This is a genomic window from Dubosiella newyorkensis, from assembly GCF_001945605.1.
In the GTDB taxonomy this organism is placed as follows: domain Bacteria; phylum Bacillota_I; class Bacilli_A; order Erysipelotrichales; family Erysipelotrichaceae; genus Dubosiella; species Dubosiella newyorkensis.
In genome coordinates, this window is sequence record NZ_MPKA01000058.1 from 26007 (window position 1) to 41915 (window position 15909).

At 42.1% G+C, this 15909-nt stretch carries 16 protein-coding genes; 15 read left to right on the forward strand and 1 reads right to left on the reverse strand.

Translation table 11 applies throughout. The annotated features are described in order from the left end of the window. The first annotated feature begins 3 nt into the window (after positions 1-3). From BO225_RS04600 to BO225_RS04670, 15 genes are all read left to right on the forward strand, one after another. A complete protein-coding gene (locus BO225_RS04600; RefSeq protein ID WP_076341099.1) occupies positions 4-1179 on the forward strand; it encodes an AI-2E family transporter in 1176 nt (391 codons plus the stop codon). Continuing rightward, on the forward strand, positions 1172-2119 hold the full coding sequence (locus tag BO225_RS04605; RefSeq protein ID WP_076341100.1) for a helix-turn-helix transcriptional regulator: 948 nt from the start codon (positions 1172-1174) through the stop codon (positions 2117-2119). The genes BO225_RS04600 and BO225_RS04605 overlap by 8 nt, the downstream gene beginning before the upstream one ends. Positions 2120-2128: 9 nt before the next feature. After that, positions 2129-3625, forward strand: a complete 1497-nt coding sequence (locus BO225_RS04610; RefSeq protein ID WP_076341101.1) for a DUF2779 domain-containing protein — start codon at positions 2129-2131, stop codon at positions 3623-3625. 2 nt (positions 3626-3627) lie between these two features. After that, positions 3628-4605, forward strand: coding sequence for a zinc dependent phospholipase C family protein (locus tag BO225_RS04615; RefSeq protein WP_076341102.1), 978 nt, complete (start codon positions 3628-3630; stop codon positions 4603-4605). 99 nt (positions 4606-4704) lie between these two features. After that, a complete protein-coding gene (locus BO225_RS04620) occupies positions 4705-5544 on the forward strand; it encodes a sulfide/dihydroorotate dehydrogenase-like FAD/NAD-binding protein (protein WP_076341103.1) in 840 nt (279 codons plus the stop codon). A gap of 1 nt (position 5545) precedes the next feature. Next, a complete protein-coding gene (gene gltA, locus BO225_RS04625; RefSeq protein WP_076341104.1) occupies positions 5546-6937 on the forward strand; it encodes an NADPH-dependent glutamate synthase in 1392 nt (463 codons plus the stop codon). A gap of 289 nt (positions 6938-7226) precedes the next feature. Further along, positions 7227-7787, forward strand: a complete 561-nt coding sequence (efp, locus tag BO225_RS04630; protein ID WP_076341105.1) for an elongation factor P — start codon at positions 7227-7229, stop codon at positions 7785-7787. 102 nt (positions 7788-7889) lie between these two features. After that, positions 7890-8798 carry a hypothetical protein gene (locus BO225_RS04635; RefSeq protein WP_076341106.1) on the forward strand — a complete coding sequence of 303 codons (909 nt, stop codon included), beginning with the start codon at positions 7890-7892 and terminating at the stop codon, positions 8796-8798. Beyond that, positions 8798-9454, forward strand: a complete 657-nt coding sequence (cmk, locus tag BO225_RS04640) for a (d)CMP kinase (protein WP_076341107.1) — start codon at positions 8798-8800, stop codon at positions 9452-9454. Before BO225_RS04635 ends, cmk begins: the two co-directional genes overlap by 1 nt. Positions 9455-9469: 15 nt before the next feature. Further along, positions 9470-10774 carry a ribosome biogenesis GTPase Der gene (der, locus tag BO225_RS04645; protein WP_076341108.1) on the forward strand — a complete coding sequence of 435 codons (1305 nt, stop codon included), beginning with the start codon at positions 9470-9472 and terminating at the stop codon, positions 10772-10774. 12 nt (positions 10775-10786) lie between these two features. Further along, on the forward strand, positions 10787-11782 hold the full coding sequence (locus tag BO225_RS04650; RefSeq protein ID WP_076341109.1) for an NAD(P)H-dependent glycerol-3-phosphate dehydrogenase: 996 nt from the start codon (positions 10787-10789) through the stop codon (positions 11780-11782). A gap of 1 nt (position 11783) precedes the next feature. Then, positions 11784-12077 carry an HU family DNA-binding protein gene (locus BO225_RS04655; protein ID WP_076341110.1) on the forward strand — a complete coding sequence of 98 codons (294 nt, stop codon included), beginning with the start codon at positions 11784-11786 and terminating at the stop codon, positions 12075-12077. 35 nt (positions 12078-12112) lie between these two features. After that, positions 12113-12643, forward strand: a complete 531-nt coding sequence (msrA, locus tag BO225_RS04660; protein WP_083632081.1) for a peptide-methionine (S)-S-oxide reductase MsrA — start codon at positions 12113-12115, stop codon at positions 12641-12643. A gap of 17 nt (positions 12644-12660) precedes the next feature. Beyond that, complete coding sequence (locus BO225_RS04665; RefSeq protein ID WP_076341111.1) at positions 12661-13461, forward strand: M15 family metallopeptidase; 801 nt, start codon at positions 12661-12663, stop codon at positions 13459-13461. Positions 13462-13590: 129 nt separating this feature from the next. Next, on the forward strand, positions 13591-14817 hold the full coding sequence (locus BO225_RS04670; RefSeq protein ID WP_076341112.1) for an alkyl sulfatase dimerization domain-containing protein: 1227 nt from the start codon (positions 13591-13593) through the stop codon (positions 14815-14817). 142 nt (positions 14818-14959) lie between these two features. Here the strand turns inward: BO225_RS04670 and BO225_RS04675 are convergent, their stop codons facing one another. Beyond that, positions 14960-15883: a hypothetical protein gene (locus tag BO225_RS04675; protein WP_076341113.1), complete on the reverse strand. Its 924-nt coding sequence runs from the start codon at positions 15881-15883 to the stop codon at positions 14960-14962. Between the last annotated feature and the right edge of the window lie 26 nt (positions 15884-15909).

Here is a 15909-nt window from a genome sequence, read left to right on the forward strand (position 1 = left end):
TCCATGTTCCATATACCTAAAACATTGAAAGAAAAAGAAAACTTATACCGAAGACTGCTTTTGTTCGCGGTCGGGTTATTCATGCTCGTTCTCTATTTTGAAAAGATTTTATGGATCGTTTCGATCATCGTCAATATATGCATGCCTTTTATTATCGGAGGAGCGATCGCTTTTATTTGGAATACGATCGCTAATAATTTGATCAATTTTTATTCTCTTATATCCCATCGGTCGGAAAACAAAGTGATCCGCTTTATCGCCAATATATTGTCGATCATGGTGTTCGTGCTCTTGTTGGCTTTGTTTTTATTTTTGATCATGCCTAGAGTGATCTCTTCTTTTCAAACGCTGCTTTCCCTTATGCCGCAAACGATCCATAATATCTATCATTGGGCTTATTATGCGTCAAAACCGATCCCTTATGTCCATCAATGGCTGCGCACGATCAACGCCGATCCAGGGAATATATCGCAAGTGCTCGAAAGTTTGTTTTCGTGGGTGATTTCGGGAAGCGCGAACGATATTATCGGAAATGTCTATTCTGTTCTGACCAACACGTTCAGTCTGCTTTTTTCTACTCTTGTTTCGATCATGTTCGCTGTGATCGTCTTGTTCAATAAGCAAACGGTCGTCAAAGAGGGCTTTTATTTAATGCGCGCGTATCTTTCGAATAAGCGTTATGCGAAAACAGTCCATATCTTGAGCTTGATCCGCAATACGTTCACTTCCTATATTGGTGGGACTTGTACCGAATGCATTATTTTAGCGACGCTCGTAATGTTTTTCGCTTCGCTATTCCAGATCCCTTTCGCGTTTTTGGCTGGGATTCTTGTAGGGATCGGCGCGCTCATTCCAATGTTTGGCGCTTTGGCGGCCGCGATCATCGCCGCTCTGCTGATCGCTGTTGATACCCCGATCGAAGGACTATACTTCATTATTTTATTTATCTGCATCCAGCAAGTGGAAGGGAATTTTATTTATCCAAATGTCGTAGGGAAATCGGTAGGCATCCCACCTATTTATGTGATGATCGCTGTGACTCTAGGGGCGAATGTCGCGGGTATTTTAGGAATGGTGTTTTTTATTCCGATCTTTTCGTGTCTCTATCAATTGATCAAGGAGGACGCGAGCAAGCGAATCGAGATCAAAGATAAAAAAGAAGGCGTATTCGATGAATAGGAGCGCACTATGTATCCGGATGTTGATGTATTTGGCGAGCCATTCTCGTGTTAAGATCGATGAATTGGCCGATTTTCTTGATACAAAACCTCGAAATATCCGCGCTTTTAAAGAGGAACTGGAAACCGCGGGCTATCAAATCGAACACAAAACGGGAAGATATGGTGGATATTCCTTAAAAGAATCGACATTTCTTCCTTCGCTTGCCCTCAGTGTCGAAGAAAGGAAAGCTCTTGAACAAGCGGAACGGTTTTTAAAAGCGCATCCAGAATTCGCGTACGGAAAAGAGTATACGAACGCTTTTATCAAGATCGCGAATCAAGACCGGATCGATTCGCAACAGAACTCGTTTTACAAATCGGATCATCGCCTTCCTCTTTCTCTTTTTCAGCAAACGCATGTCAAGATCATCGAGGAAGCGATCGAACAAAAGAAACTCGTCGAGATCGTTTATCAAGGACGGAAAGATTCGTTTCCTAAAACGAGAACGATCGAACCTTACGCGCTGATCAATCAGCGGGAAAAGAATTATGTGCTGGCTTATGATCGGGAAAAGGACGATTATCGTTATTTCCGCTTTTCAGATAAAAGGTGGCTTTCATGTGCTTTGCTTGCGACTCATTTTTTAGCTAGGGATGACGTTCCTTATCATAAAGAGGTGGGCGAAGAAGAAGAGGCTCTTGTCACGCTAGCGATCAATCGCGATTCGATCCGCTTTTTTTTAGAAGAATATTGGGGAGAAGAGATGCAGATCGTCCAAGAGACGCCGTCTCAATTGTTTTATTCTTTTAAAACCCCAAGCACGCGTCAGCTTTTGAACCGAATCTTTGCGATGCGAGGAAGCGTTCATCTTGTGGCTCCAAAAGAGCTTGTCGATTCCTTTCGTGCTCAGCTCAAAGAGCTTCTATGCTATAATAATAAGAACGATCAAATAAAGTAGGTGATATCTATGCTGCATGTCAGCGACTTGATCCACGCAAAACGTTGTGAACGTTTTGCTTATAATTGTCGATACGAAAAAATCGAACATGAACCTTTTTATCATCTTAAAACGCCGTATTCCCACTTATGGAGCGCTTATTTAAATATAGAGGATGTTGGTTCGGGAAAGGTAGGAGATTCGAATGAGAAGACTTTTCAACTTCTTGCCAAGCATAAAGTCCTCAAGAACGCCCGGTTCTCCTACAAAGAACTAAGAACGAAGATCCCTGTCTTGATCCAAGAAGAAGATGGAATTGTTTTGATCTATCCTTTTTTAAGCGCGAATCCAAAAGAGAGCGAAGCACTCAGGATCAAGATCGATACGCTTATTTTAGAAGAAGCGGGTTTGAAGATCAAAGCGATCAAAGCGTTATCCTTGAATAAAGAGTATTGCCGGAAGGATGCGCTCGATCTGAATGAACTCTTTGTTTTGAGCGATCATTTATTCAATCGGCGCAACAAGCCAAGCAAGCCGATCTTAGAGCTTATCGATCAGATCGAAGTCGATCTAGATCTTGAGATCGACCTTCTTGACACGCTTTTTTCCTCTTCGGCGCCTAGCGTCGTTCATTCGCGCATCTGCACCCAAGGAAGAAAGTGCTCGTATTATGATTTATGCTTTCAAGAAGAAGAAAAGGAGCCGAACGATTCGATCTTGTTTTTGTCGACTTCGCAAAACAAGCTAGAGGCTTATGAAAGGGGAGTCACGCAAATCAAGGAGCTCGACCCTTCCTTGCTGGAGGGCTTTCCTCTTCAATACGCTCAATATATGGCTTCGAAAATGAATCGGACGTTCATCGATGGATTGGCGCTGCAAACATGGTTGTCGAAGATCGAGTATCCGATTTCGTATCTAGATTTTGAATGGGACACTTTTCCGATCCCTCCTTACCAAAATATGCATCCTTTCGATGTCTTGTGTTTTCAATATTCTTTGCATATTGAAAGAAAAAACGGAACGTTAGGACATGTTGATTTTTTTGGAACAGGAGATTGCCGCAAAGATTTTATCGAATCGTTGATCGAAAATGTTCCAAAAGAAGGAACGATTTTAGTCTACAATATGGATGGTGCTGAGAAGCTGCGACTGATCCAGTTGAGCGAACAATTTCCTGAGTACGAAAAGGATCTGATGGCGATCTGCGAGCGGATGATCGATCTGAGCAAGCCTTTTGAGCAAGGGATCTACTACGACAGCCGCATGCGTGGACATTATTCTTTGAAAAATTTGCTTCCTGTTTTTCGTGCTGATTATACGTATGAGGATCTCGATATTCAAAACGGGATGAGCGCTGTATATGCGTATCGAAATTATGAAAAAAGCAGCGCGAGCGAACAGGCGGATATCCAACATGCGATCCGGGTCTATTGTATGATGGACACTTATGCTGAATATGTCATTTTTCATGGCCTGCAGCATCAACTTGAACAATATCAAAAACAAATCATGAAAAGCGAGGATTGATCATGCCAAATATTATTACGCATTCTTTATTTGCTCAGGAGCTATTAAATAGCTTGGACGCAAAATGGCTGAATGAGCGAGAGCATCTTTACACGATCGGAAGCAATGGTCCCGATTTTCTCTTTTTTTCTGGTCTTGAGCCAAAAGCTTTATTCTCGAACCGTGAGCAGGAAAATGTGCTCCGAGCGATCGGAGGCAAGCTTCATAAAGGAAATGTCAACGCCTTTTATGCAAGCGCTCTCGATTCGATCTCGAAAGAAAGCGATCCAAGCATCAAGCTCGATATGATGGCTTATGTTTGTGGTCATTTATGTCATTGGGCATTGGATTCGACAGTACATCCTTATGTTTATTACCGAACAGGGAAAGGACATCTTCAAAACAATTTCAACCACCACCGCATGGAATCGGTGCTGGATTCGATCATATTGAAAGTCAAGAAAAACACCACGATCAAGGATTTTTATACGCCTGCGATCGCGAATTGTTCCTTGTCAGAATCTAGAGCGATCGCTAGAGTCTATATTCCTGCGATCACCTCGATCTTCAATACAAAAATCGAACCCCATATGATCAAAGAAACACTCGACAATTGGCATTTTATTCAAAAGGCGGAATATGATCCTAGCGGCCATAAGTTGAGTTCACTGAAAAAGATAGAAAAGGGGCTTCGGAAAAAGAATATGGCTAGTGGTCTGATCGTTCCAAATGTTCCGGAAGATAATTATGATGTGTGCAATCTGCTGCATAGAGCTTGGAGTCATCCTTGCGATGCTTCTTTAGTTTATACAAAATCTTTTTTTGATTTGTATGAGGAAGCGATGAAGAAAGCTTTGGATGCGATCGCTCTCTTTCTAAAAGCGGTGCAAGATCCGAAAAACAAAGAGGAGTTTTTAGAGTTTTTAGGGGATCGCAACTATAATACAGGAATAAAGAATCCACCAGAAATGAAAAATTTCGATGTATGCGATTTCTTTTAGAGCGTGTAAACGCTCTTTTTTTCTTGAAACTTTTACTATAGACCGATGAAACAATTTTCAGTATAATGATTTGGTAACACAAAAAAGAGAGGTGACTTGATGTATACAATTTTAAAAAAAGAGATCTTGAATCCTACAGTCACAAAAATGGTGATTCAAGCTCCCAATGTCGCTAAAAGAGCGAAAGCAGGCCAATTCATCATTCTTCGTGTCGATGAGCAAGGGGAAAGGATCCCTCTTACGATCGCGGATGCCGATCCTGAAACTGGAGAAGTGAGTATCATTTACCAAATCGTTGGAAAAACGACGATGGCTTTAAATCAAAAACAAGAAGGCGAAGCTCTTCAAGATTTTGTAGGACCACTTGGTCAGCCTAGCGAGATCGAAGGCGAGAGAGTTTGTGTGATTGGTGGCGGAGTCGGATGTGCCATTGCCTATCCGACCGCGAAAGCGTTCCATCATGCGGGCAGTGAAGTGAGCACGATCGTCGGTTTTAGAAACCAAGATCTCGTGATCTTGGAAGACGAGTTCAAAGAAGTATCCGATCACTATTATTTAATGTCGGATGATGGAAGTGTTGGGGAAAAAGGTCTTGTGACCAACAAGCTGGAAGAGTTGATCCAAAATGGGGTTCAATTTGACAAAGTGATCGCGATCGGTCCTGTGATCATGATGAAGTTTGTTTGCGAAGTCACAAAAAAGTACAACATTCCTACCGTTGTTTCAATGAATCCGATCATGATCGATGGAACAGGCATGTGCGGAGGCTGTCGCTTGAAGGTAGGCGATGAAATCAAGTTCGCTTGTGTCGATGGTCCTGATTTTGATGGTCATCTTGTTGATTTTGACGAAGCGATGTCTCGGAATCGCGCGTATGCCTCTTTCGAGAAGCATGAACGTGATGAATTTTGTAATCTTTTGAATCAGGAGGTTCATTAATATGCCAAATATGTCTCCAAAAAAAGTCGAGATGCCCGTTCAAGAACCAGAGGTGCGGATCCAGAACTTCGAAGAAGTCGCGATCGGGTATACACCAGAAATGGCGAAAGAAGAAGCAGAACGCTGTCTTCATTGCGCTCACAAGCCATGTGTGCAAGGATGTCCGGTCAATGTCAATATTCCTGATTTCATCCAACAAGTCAAAGAAGGGGATCTTGAGGAAGCGTATCGTATTATCTCCTTAACTTCTTCTTTGCCTGCGGTTTGCGGACGTGTATGTCCTCAAGAGAGCCAATGTGAAAAATATTGTGTTCGGGGCATCAAGACAGAAGCGGTCGCGATCGGACGTTTAGAGCGCTTCGTGGCGGATACGCATCGAAAAGAAAATGACGCGCCTTTAGAGCGTCCTATTTCCAATGGTCATAAGGTCGCTGTCGTAGGTGCTGGGCCTGCTGGTTTAACGGCTGCTGGCGATCTTGCCAAAATGGGCTATGAAGTGACTGTTTTTGAAGCACTGCATGTCGCTGGGGGCGTTTTAATGTATGGAATTCCAGAATTTCGTCTTCCTAAAGAGATCGTTCAAGCCGAGATCAAACACCTTGAAGAACTTGGTGTCGATATCGTGACAAATTTTGTGGTGGGAAGAAGCGATACGATCGATTCTTTGATCGATGATGGCTTTGAAGCGATTTTTATTGGTTCAGGGGCAGGCCTGCCGAACTTTATGAATATGCCTGGCGAGAATTTAAAGGGCGTGTATTCGGCTAATGAATTTTTGACACGGATCAATTTGATGAAAGCGTATGTTCCAGGTTCGCCGACGCCGATCCAAAATCCAAAAAGAACAGTCGTGATCGGCGGGGGAAATGTGGCGATGGATGCGGCTCGATGCGCCCGTCGTCTCGGTTCGGAAGTCCATATCGTGTATCGTCGTTCTCTTGAAGAGCTTCCGGCAAGAAAAGAAGAAGTCGAGCACGCAATGGAGGAAGGCATTATTTTTGATTTATTATGCAACCCAGTTCAAGTGATCGGTGACGAGGAAGGCTGGGTCAAACAAGTAGAATGCGTTCGTATGGAACTTGGAGAACCGGATGCTTCTGGTCGAAGAAGACCGATCGAGATTGCCAACAGTAATTTTTTGATCGATGCGGATTGTATGATCATGGCGATCGGAACTTCTCCAAATCCGCTCATTCGTCATACTACTCAAGGACTCGAGGTCAATCGTCGTGGATGTTTGATCGTCGATGACCAAGAAATGACGAGTCGTGAAGGGATCTATGCAGGAGGAGACGCGGTGACTGGCGCTGCGACTGTGATTTCTGCAATGGGAGCTGGCAAGAAAGGCGCTCAATCGATCGACGCCTATATCAAGGCTCGTTCGAATTCATAATTTCATCTCGAAAGCATGTTCTTGATGTTGGAACATGCTTTTTTTGTTTTTTGACAATTGTAAGGGTTTACATCTAAAGAGGGAAGTTGTATTATAGAGGCGGATAAAGTTGAGAAAAGGCTCAGTCTCAACCTCTCACATACATACATCCTTCCTTAAGTATGTGAGTTTATTTATTCATATCGATTCCTTTCGATACAGAAAGAAAGCACTGCGGTGCTTTTTTTCTTGAGTTGACAAATGAAAGACAATTCACTACATTTATAATGTACTTAAAGGAGATTAGAGAATGATTAACTCGAATGATTTAAAACCAGGTCAAACGATCAATGTAGATGGCGATATTTATGTCGTATTGGATATTTCACAAAATAAAACAGCACGTTCGGCCATGGTCGTAAAAGCGAAAGTGCGTAATTTGCGTACAGGAAGCAACGTTGAGCTTTCTTGGGGCGGGGGCGAAAAGGTCGAGCCTGCAATGATCGAGAAAAAAGAAATGCAGTATTTGTACGATACGGATGATGCGATGGTGTTCATGGACAACGAAACGTATGAACAAGTCGAGATCCCGATGGATCGTCTAGAATGGGAACGCAAATTCGTAAAAGCAAACGATAATGTCAATATTTCGAGCTATGATGGCGAGATCATTGGTATTTCTTTGCCAGATAAAGCCGTTTTGCAGGTGACTGAATGCGAACCAGCGGTCAAAGGGGACACGGCTACGAACGCTTCTAAAAACGCTACGCTTGAAACTGGTTTAGAAGTACGAGTTCCATTATTCATCGAAGAGGGCGAAATGATCGTCATCAATACGAGTGATGGAAAGTATTCTGGACGCGCAAAATAATAACAATTCAGATGCAGTCCTCCTGCATCTTTTTCTTTTCGTCAACTTTAACTCTAAATTTTATTCGTGTATAATAGTAAAGATTACTTAAGGGAGGTCATTATGGCTCAATTATCAAGAACCAAAAAATATCAACCGTTGAGAGACCAACTGGATGAAGAAACAACTGCTGCACAAAGCGCTCCGGTACGTCCTAGACTCTCAAGGGTCCAAAACCATTCATTATCGCATGCAAATAAACCGCTTCATTCGCACGAAGAAGAAAACGCGCTTTCGAGCAAATCCAACGAATTTCAAACAAGTCCGGTCATGGATGAGCTTCTTGGCGAAGTGAAACAATATAATATTGATAACGGAACCCGAATCACAGACGATACGCAAATTAACATCCTTCGTCAGCTAGACCAGCCGCAAGGATCTCAAAAGCGTACCGCGCATTTCGTGGAAATGGAAGATGATGACGAGGATGAAGGCGGAACGACGATGAAGCTTCCAAAAGGCTTGAAAGACGAAGCCGCGATGGCTTCTTTGATGCCTTCGAATCAAAAGCTGACTCGTATCAATCCCGTTCGGGTAAAAGAAGTCGAACTGGAAAGCGTCAAGATCGAACCAGAAGAAAAAGAACCAGCCACGGAGCGTATCGTTCTTTCGAGCAACGATATTTTGGCGGATGACAAAGCGGATACCGATCAGCTGACTGTCTTGACGACAAAACAGCATACTGTTGAAGAATTCAATGAGGAACCAGTCGTTCAAAAACCAAGAAAAACAAATTCTAAAAAGAAAAAGAAATCTTCTCGTCCGGCCAAGAAAGAAAAAGCGATCGTTGAGGACGAAATGCCTAGCGCCAAAATGCGGATGCGAGCGGAGGATTTTGAGAATGATCTTCCAGAGAAGACATCGAAAAAATCGAATACGATCATGAATATCGTCTTGATCGTCTTGATCGTCTTGTTGATCGTCTCGATCTTCATGACATTCTACTTTATTCGAGGCATGGGAGTTCTTTAATGCATAAGATCAATGTTGCGATCGATGGCCCCAGCGGTGTAGGAAAAAGCAGCGTTTCTGATCGTCTTGCGCAAGACAATCAAATGATTCATCTCGATACAGGGGCTATGTATCGCTGTGTCGCTCTTGCTTTAAAGGAAAATGGAGTAAGCTTGCGTGATCACGAGGCCGTTGAACATGTATTGAATACTTTGAAGATCCGCTTCGAGGGATCGAAGGTCTTTTTGAATGGCCAAGATGTCTCGGAAAAGATCCGGACAAACGCGATCTCGAATTTCACTTCGAAAGTGTCTTCGCTTCCTGAAGTACGGAAAAAGATGGTCGCTTTGCAGCAAGAGATCACTAAAGATAAAAATTATATCGTCGATGGGCGTGATATTGGAACAACTGTTCTTCCAAACGCGGAAGTGAAGATCTTTTTGACCGCTTCTCCAAAGGCACGAGCGCAGCGTCGATATGATGAATATATGATGAAGGGGATCGAATGCGATTATGAAACGATATATCAAGATATCGTAGCCCGCGACTACCAAGATTCGCATCGCGAGATTTCGCCGCTGTGCGCCAGTGAAGACGCCTATCAGCTCGATACTTCGGATATGACGATCAATGAAGTCGTAGAGGTGATTCAGGAGATAATGGATAAAAAGCTCTAGGAAAGGAGCATAAAAATGATACGTGGAACTATTGCGTTGGTGGGACGCCCTAATGTTGGAAAATCGACAATTTTCAATCGCTTGATCGGACAAAGAAAGAGTATCGTGGAAGATACGCCTGGAGTAACGCGCGATCGGATCTATGGGATCCTTGATTGGCTCACTTTACAGTATCGATTGATCGATACGGGCGGGATCCAAATCGAAGATCAGCCGTTCAGTGAAGAAATCAATATGCAAGTCGAGATCGCGATCGAAGAAGCGAATGTGATCGTCATGATCGTTTCTGCCAAAGAAGGGATCACAAGCGATGATGTGGCAATCGCGCGCAAACTCAAGAAATCGAATAAACCGATCATCCTGGCAGTGAATAAAGCGGATAATGAATCGCTTCGCATGAATATTTATGAATTTTATGAGCTTGGCTTGGGCGATCCGATCCCGATCAGCGGAGCTCATGGTTTAGGCTTGGGTGATTTGATGGATATCGCGGTTAAAGATATGCCAGATCAAAAGATCCCCGATTACGAAGGGATTACCTCGTTTTGTGTCATTGGCCGTCCAAACGTTGGAAAAAGCTCGCTTGTGAACGCGATCTTGAAAGAGGATCGTGTCATTGTCAGCGATGTACAAGGTACGACAAGAGATGCGATCGATACTCCTTTTAAATTTAATGATAAAGAATATATGATCATTGATACTGCGGGTATCCGAAAGCGCGGAAAGATTTATGAGAATATTGAAAAGTATTCGATCCTTCGTGCCCAAAGCGCTATCGAGAGAGCGAATGTCGTTCTCGTTTTGATCGATGGCGAACTTGGGATCCGGGAACAAGATAAGCACGTGGCAGGTCTTGCTCACGAAGCTGGAAAAGGTGTGATCATCGTTTACAATAAATGGGATACGGTCGAAAAAGACGATAAAACAATGAATAAGATCACAAAAGAGATCCGGGCTCATTTTAAATATTTAGATTATGCGCCAATCGCTTTCGTATCCGCCAAAACGAGATCTAAAGTCAATCAATTGATCCCTCTGATCGATACGGTCCACGATTACTGCACGATGCGGATCGCTACGAATGTTTTGAACGATGTCATATTGGACGCCCAAATGATGAATCCTCCAAAACCTCACAACGGCAGACAGCTTAAAATCTTATATTCTTCGCAAGTGGCCGTAGAACCACCAACCTTCGTGCTCTTTGTCAATGATCCGGAATTGTTCCATTTCTCGTATAAGCGTTATCTTGAAAATAAATTGAGAGAAGCGTTCGGATTCGTAGGAACTCCATTGCATATCATGGTGCGCAAAAAATAGAAAGTGATAGATATGAAAATAGTTGTTATTGGGAGCGGAAGTTGGGGAACTGCGCTTGCCCAAACTTTAGCGGATAATAATCAGGATGTTCTGCTCTATGGTGTTGATCAAAATGAGATCGAAAATATCAACGAGCATCATCGAAATGAGAAATATTTCAAAGGGGTCGATCTAAATCCTGACTTGAAAGCGACAAACGATATTCACTGCGTCAAGGATGCGGATATGATCGTTTTGGCGGTTCCAACGATCGCGATCGAGCCTATCTGTAAACAGATCGATCCGCTTCTTGAAAAGAAAGCGATCATTGTCAACGTTTCTAAAGGCTTTCAACCTGGAACAAATGAAAGAATGTCTGAAGTGATCCGTCGAACGATTTCGAAGGATCATCTTTCCAGTGTTGTTTCTTTGATCGGTCCTAGTCATGCCGAAGAAGTCGTGTTACGGCAGCTCACTTCGATCGATGCGATCTCTTTAAAGGAAGAGGATGCAAAAGCTGTTCAGGAGCTGTTTTCGAATCATTATATGCGGATCTATACCGGAAACGACGAGATCGGAAGCGAATTAGGGGCTGCGATCAAAAATGTCATGGCGATCGCTTCTGGGATCTTGGCTGGTCTAGGGTATGGAGATAATACGCGCGCGGCTTTGATCACTCGCGGCTTGCAGGAAATGATTCGGTATGGAACGCATTTTGGCGGAAAACCGCAAACATTTATTGGACTTACGGGCATTGGCGATCTAATCGTCACTTGCTCGAGCGTACATTCTCGTAATTTTCAGGCAGGATATCAAATTGGAAAAGAAAATACAGTTGAAAACTTTTTAAAAAATAATAAAAAAACAGTAGAGGGTGTACGGACAGCGAAGATCGTTCACGATGTGGCAAAAGAAAATGGGATCGATATGCCGATTTGCGAAGAAGTGTATCAAATCTTATACGAAGGCAAGAAGCCTGAACATTGTGCGAATGATCTCATGATCCGTAAATTGAAGGCGGAATTTTAATATGGCTAAATATGTTACTAAAGATTCTCTTGCTCAAAAACTTGCGCAAGATACGACATTAAGAAAAAAAGAAGCGATCAAGATCATCGACATCATTTTTAATGAAATGAGTGACGCGCTTGCGGAAGAGGGTCTTGTCGATATTACTGGTTTTGGTAAGTTTGTGATTTTTGATCGTAAAGCTAGAATGGGTATCAATCCTGTCACGAAAGAGAGAATGGAAATTCCAGCCAGCAAACTTCCAAAATTTAAACCATCGCAGACATTGAAGAATAAATGCAATCGCAAAGATTAAGGAATGTCCTTAATCTTTTTTAGGAGGTAGATATTATGAAAACGATTTATCTTGCTGGCGGCTGTTTTTGGGGTGTGGAGCATTTCTTTTCTCAGTTTGAAGGAATAGAGGAGACTGGGGTCGGATATGCAAATTCGATCATCGCCAACCCTAGCTATGAACAAGTGGTTTCGAAAAGCACGCAAGCAACCGAATGTGTAAAGATTGAGTACGATCCGAACACGATTTCTTTGATCCAGATCCTTTATGCCTATTTTCAAATCATCGATCCAACTTCGCTTAATAAGCAAGGCAACGATATAGGGACCAATTATCGCACAGGTATTTATACTACGGATCCTAAAGAACTTGAAACGATCGAGTCCTTTGTCAAGAAGGCTCAAAAATTTTATTCAAAACCGATCGTGATCGAAGTAGAGAAATTGACTAATTTCTATCCAGCGGAGGCGTATCATCAAGATTATTTGCTCAAAAATCCTTATGGGTATTGTCATATTTCACCGATGATGATGCATGATTTTCAATTACCGGATACAAGGAAGATCTTAGCGAAGCTAGATGATTAAAAGAAAGAAGACGAATTATGAAGAAGCTATTTGCGATCCTATTATGTATAGGAATGGTGGCGGGCATGCTTATGGGAGGATATATGATGATCACTTCTTTGCAGGATCCAACACCCACAACAACAGAAAAAAAAGAAAGCGGGAAATCGGAGCCTATTTATACGACCCGAGAAAAAGCGTATGCGGATCTCAACTCGAGCTTATCGCAAGATGAAGTGAAGAAGCGAGTGAAGATGAATTTGGATAAAGAACCTTTTACGAGTGCAAGCGAAGTCAAGGATCCGAATTCATATACGGTTTTAGTCAACGCGTACTCGAAACTTCCTGCTGAATATATGCCAGAAGATCTAGAGCCTGTTTCTTCAATAGACCCAAACTATCCTGTTGGTTTAAGAAAAGAGTCAGCGCAGGCTTTTGAGGCTCTTGTACAAGAAGCCAAAGTGCGTGGTTTTGATCTTCAGGCAACAAATGGGTTTATTTCCAATGAAAATATTGGCATGATCCAAGAGGATCTGAAGAAAGAGCAGGGGGACATGGTGGATGATTATGTATTACTGCGCCCTTGTTTTTCGGAGTATCAAACTGGTCTTGCGGTAGATATTGCGATCAATGGTTCTTCTGATTTTGCCAAGGACGATCCAAATTATACGTGGTTATGCGAACGGTTAGCCGATCATGGCTTTATCCTTCGCTATCCAGAAGGGAAAGAAGAGTATACGCTAGTTCCTTCGATGCCGACTCATTTACGTTATGTTGGTCCGGAAACAGCACGCCGACTGGCACAAAATCATGAAACTTTAGAAGAAAACTTGGGATAAGTCCGAGTTTTTTTTAAATTATTTTTATATTTTAACATAATTTAGCGTAATTCCGTTATAATGGGAGTAGAAGTTTCATTGAAAGTTAAATTGGGAATTCATGATTGCAGAAAGGAATGGGGGAAAAACATGACTGGTGAGCAGTTATTGATTGAATTCACGAAGGAAAATTTTGCGAAAAAGGTTTATCGGATCCAAGAAAATGTCTATTATTTTGTTGGATTCGGCAACAGCAATGTTACAGCGATCATAGGAGATTCATCGATCATTTTGGTCGATACTCTGGATTGTGATCTCTTTGCGAAAGATCTAAAAAAGGAGTTGGAATCGATTACTACAAAACCTGTAGAAACGATCATCTACACTCATCGATGTCCAGATCATATGGGTGGAGCGGGAGTTTTTAAGGATACTGTAAAAGAGGTGATCGCTTTTGATAAACTGACTGAAGATTTGAAGTACTATGACAAACTTGAAGATATTATCAATATGCGAAAGGTTTTCGCTAGAGGCTATGGATTGTCGGACATCGATGCCATCACGCATGGAATGGGTCCTCGTGAAGGTTTTATCAAGGAGGGGGCGCAACGTGCTTTTCTTGAGCCGACAACGATTTATACAGGAAAGTCTGTCGAACGTCGAATTGATGGGATTCCGTTCAAATTGATCCGGATGCCGGGGGAAACAAAAGATTCGATTTCGATTTTGCTGCCTGAATCAAACATCATGATGGTGGGGGATAATTATTATGGTGTTTTTCCAAATATGTATAGTGTTCGTGGATCCTCGTATCGAGATGTAGCGAATTGGATCGACGTGATCGATTCGATCTTAGCGCTAGATCCAGAAGTCGTGCTTCCAGGACATACGAATCCGCTCATTGGAAAAGCGGAAGTGCAAAAGAATTTGAAGAACTTCCGAGACGCACTGGAATATGTTTTGATGAAGACATTGGAATGCATGAACAATGGTTTATCGATGAATGAATGCGCCGAAGCGGTAAAGCTGCCAGATCATTTGCAAACTCCTTTTTTAGGAGAATACTTCTCATTGGTCGAATGGGCTGTCAAAGCGATCTATACTGGATATCTAGGGTGGTTTGATGGAACTGTCAGCAAATTGATGCCAACAAGCGATGAAGAGTATCGAGAAACGATGCTTTCTTTGATTGGCGAGGATCTGCTTCGCGCAAAGATCAAGGAATGTATCTTTTTAGAAAACTATCAGATGGCATTGCAGCTGAACTGGTTTTTACAGGATGATCAATTGGAAAAGATCGCGCTGAAAGGAAGAGCGACTCAAGTAGCGAACGCGAACGCCAGGCATTATTTTCTAGCACGTGCGAATGAACTATAAACGGCAAACTTGCCGTTTTTCTTTTGGTCAACTACTTCGCATAATGTATATTATGTAGTAAATAATATTTATTATTTACACAGAATAAAGGTTATACGCAGTTTCAATTTCCAAATAAAAAAGAAGATCTCTCCAGATCTTCTTAGTATTTCACATTGATTTCTTGCGAATAACCTAATGGTGCCGAATTCAAATCGATCGTGATCGCTTTCGGATTATAGCTTGCGAAATTTGGGATCGCATGTTCGAATGTAAAATTGATCGTACATGTCAGTTCTTGGTTTTCCGTCAAATAAAAACATTCATATCCAGTGACCGCGCCATTGATCGTTTCGATCTTAGGCTGCATATCGTTCGTCTTAAAATCAATACCCTTGATTTGTTCAAGATCCATCTCCGCAAAATTTCCTCGATCTTTGTATTGATTCAAATCGATACCTTTTAGTGTCGCGACTGGCGAAATATAAGGCACGACAAGTGGTTTATTGGTCTTATTGATATATGTGATCTTTAAACCGCGGACCACAGAATTTCCATTTTCAAAGGAATACTTCATTTTCGAGGAATCTACATCAAATTCAAAAGTCTTGTCTTCGTATAACGTAAATTGATCACTCGTTGAATAGTTAACGTTTTTATCACTGATATTCCTTAAATCAATGGATTTGAACGATAAAAATTGCTTATTCTTTGGAAAATAGATCCCCATGTCCTTTTGGTTGTTGTTCGGATAACCTACATACCCATAGACAAATGTAGAACGATCGGGGGCAAGACTTTGCGTGATCGTAGTTTGTTGACGATCGATCGCATGAACATCATGATTCTCGCCATCCGTTACATTATACGATAATTCGGAAATGCTATAATTCGACTTCGAATTATTTGTCAAACTCGCTAAAAAATAATAATACACTGTATTCGTTGAATCGTTAGTTACACGCACAGCATCCAACAATTCAAAATCCACACCATCTTTGACTTCGACCTTTCCTTCCCCTTTTGAACAGGCTGAAAGAGAAAGCATAAGCACGAAAGCCAAAAGAAGCTTCCAAAATTTCTTCATATTTACTATCACCCACTCAATAGTAA

Coding starts and splice junctions, on each gene's coding strand:
- BO225_RS04600 (WP_076341099.1), top strand. CDS start 4: ATGTTCCATATACCTAAAACATTGAAAGAAAAAGAAAACTTATACCGA.
- BO225_RS04605 (WP_076341100.1), top strand. CDS start 1,172: ATGAATAGGAGCGCACTATGTATCCGGATGTTGATGTATTTGGCGAGC.
- BO225_RS04610 (WP_076341101.1), top strand. CDS start 2,129: ATGCTGCATGTCAGCGACTTGATCCACGCAAAACGTTGTGAACGTTTT.
- BO225_RS04615 (WP_076341102.1), top strand. CDS start 3,628: ATGCCAAATATTATTACGCATTCTTTATTTGCTCAGGAGCTATTAAAT.
- BO225_RS04620 (WP_076341103.1), top strand. CDS start 4,705: ATGTATACAATTTTAAAAAAAGAGATCTTGAATCCTACAGTCACAAAA.
- gltA (WP_076341104.1), top strand. CDS start 5,546: ATGCCAAATATGTCTCCAAAAAAAGTCGAGATGCCCGTTCAAGAACCA.
- efp (WP_076341105.1), top strand. CDS start 7,227: ATGATTAACTCGAATGATTTAAAACCAGGTCAAACGATCAATGTAGAT.
- BO225_RS04635 (WP_076341106.1), top strand. CDS start 7,890: ATGGCTCAATTATCAAGAACCAAAAAATATCAACCGTTGAGAGACCAA.
- cmk (WP_076341107.1), top strand. CDS start 8,798: ATGCATAAGATCAATGTTGCGATCGATGGCCCCAGCGGTGTAGGAAAA.
- der (WP_076341108.1), top strand. CDS start 9,470: ATGATACGTGGAACTATTGCGTTGGTGGGACGCCCTAATGTTGGAAAA.
- BO225_RS04650 (WP_076341109.1), top strand. CDS start 10,787: ATGAAAATAGTTGTTATTGGGAGCGGAAGTTGGGGAACTGCGCTTGCC.
- BO225_RS04655 (WP_076341110.1), top strand. CDS start 11,784: ATGGCTAAATATGTTACTAAAGATTCTCTTGCTCAAAAACTTGCGCAA.
- msrA (WP_083632081.1), top strand. CDS start 12,113: ATGAAAACGATTTATCTTGCTGGCGGCTGTTTTTGGGGTGTGGAGCAT.
- BO225_RS04665 (WP_076341111.1), top strand. CDS start 12,661: ATGAAGAAGCTATTTGCGATCCTATTATGTATAGGAATGGTGGCGGGC.
- BO225_RS04670 (WP_076341112.1), top strand. CDS start 13,591: ATGACTGGTGAGCAGTTATTGATTGAATTCACGAAGGAAAATTTTGCG.
- BO225_RS04675 (WP_076341113.1), bottom strand. CDS start 15,883: ATGAAGAAATTTTGGAAGCTTCTTTTGGCTTTCGTGCTTATGCTTTCT.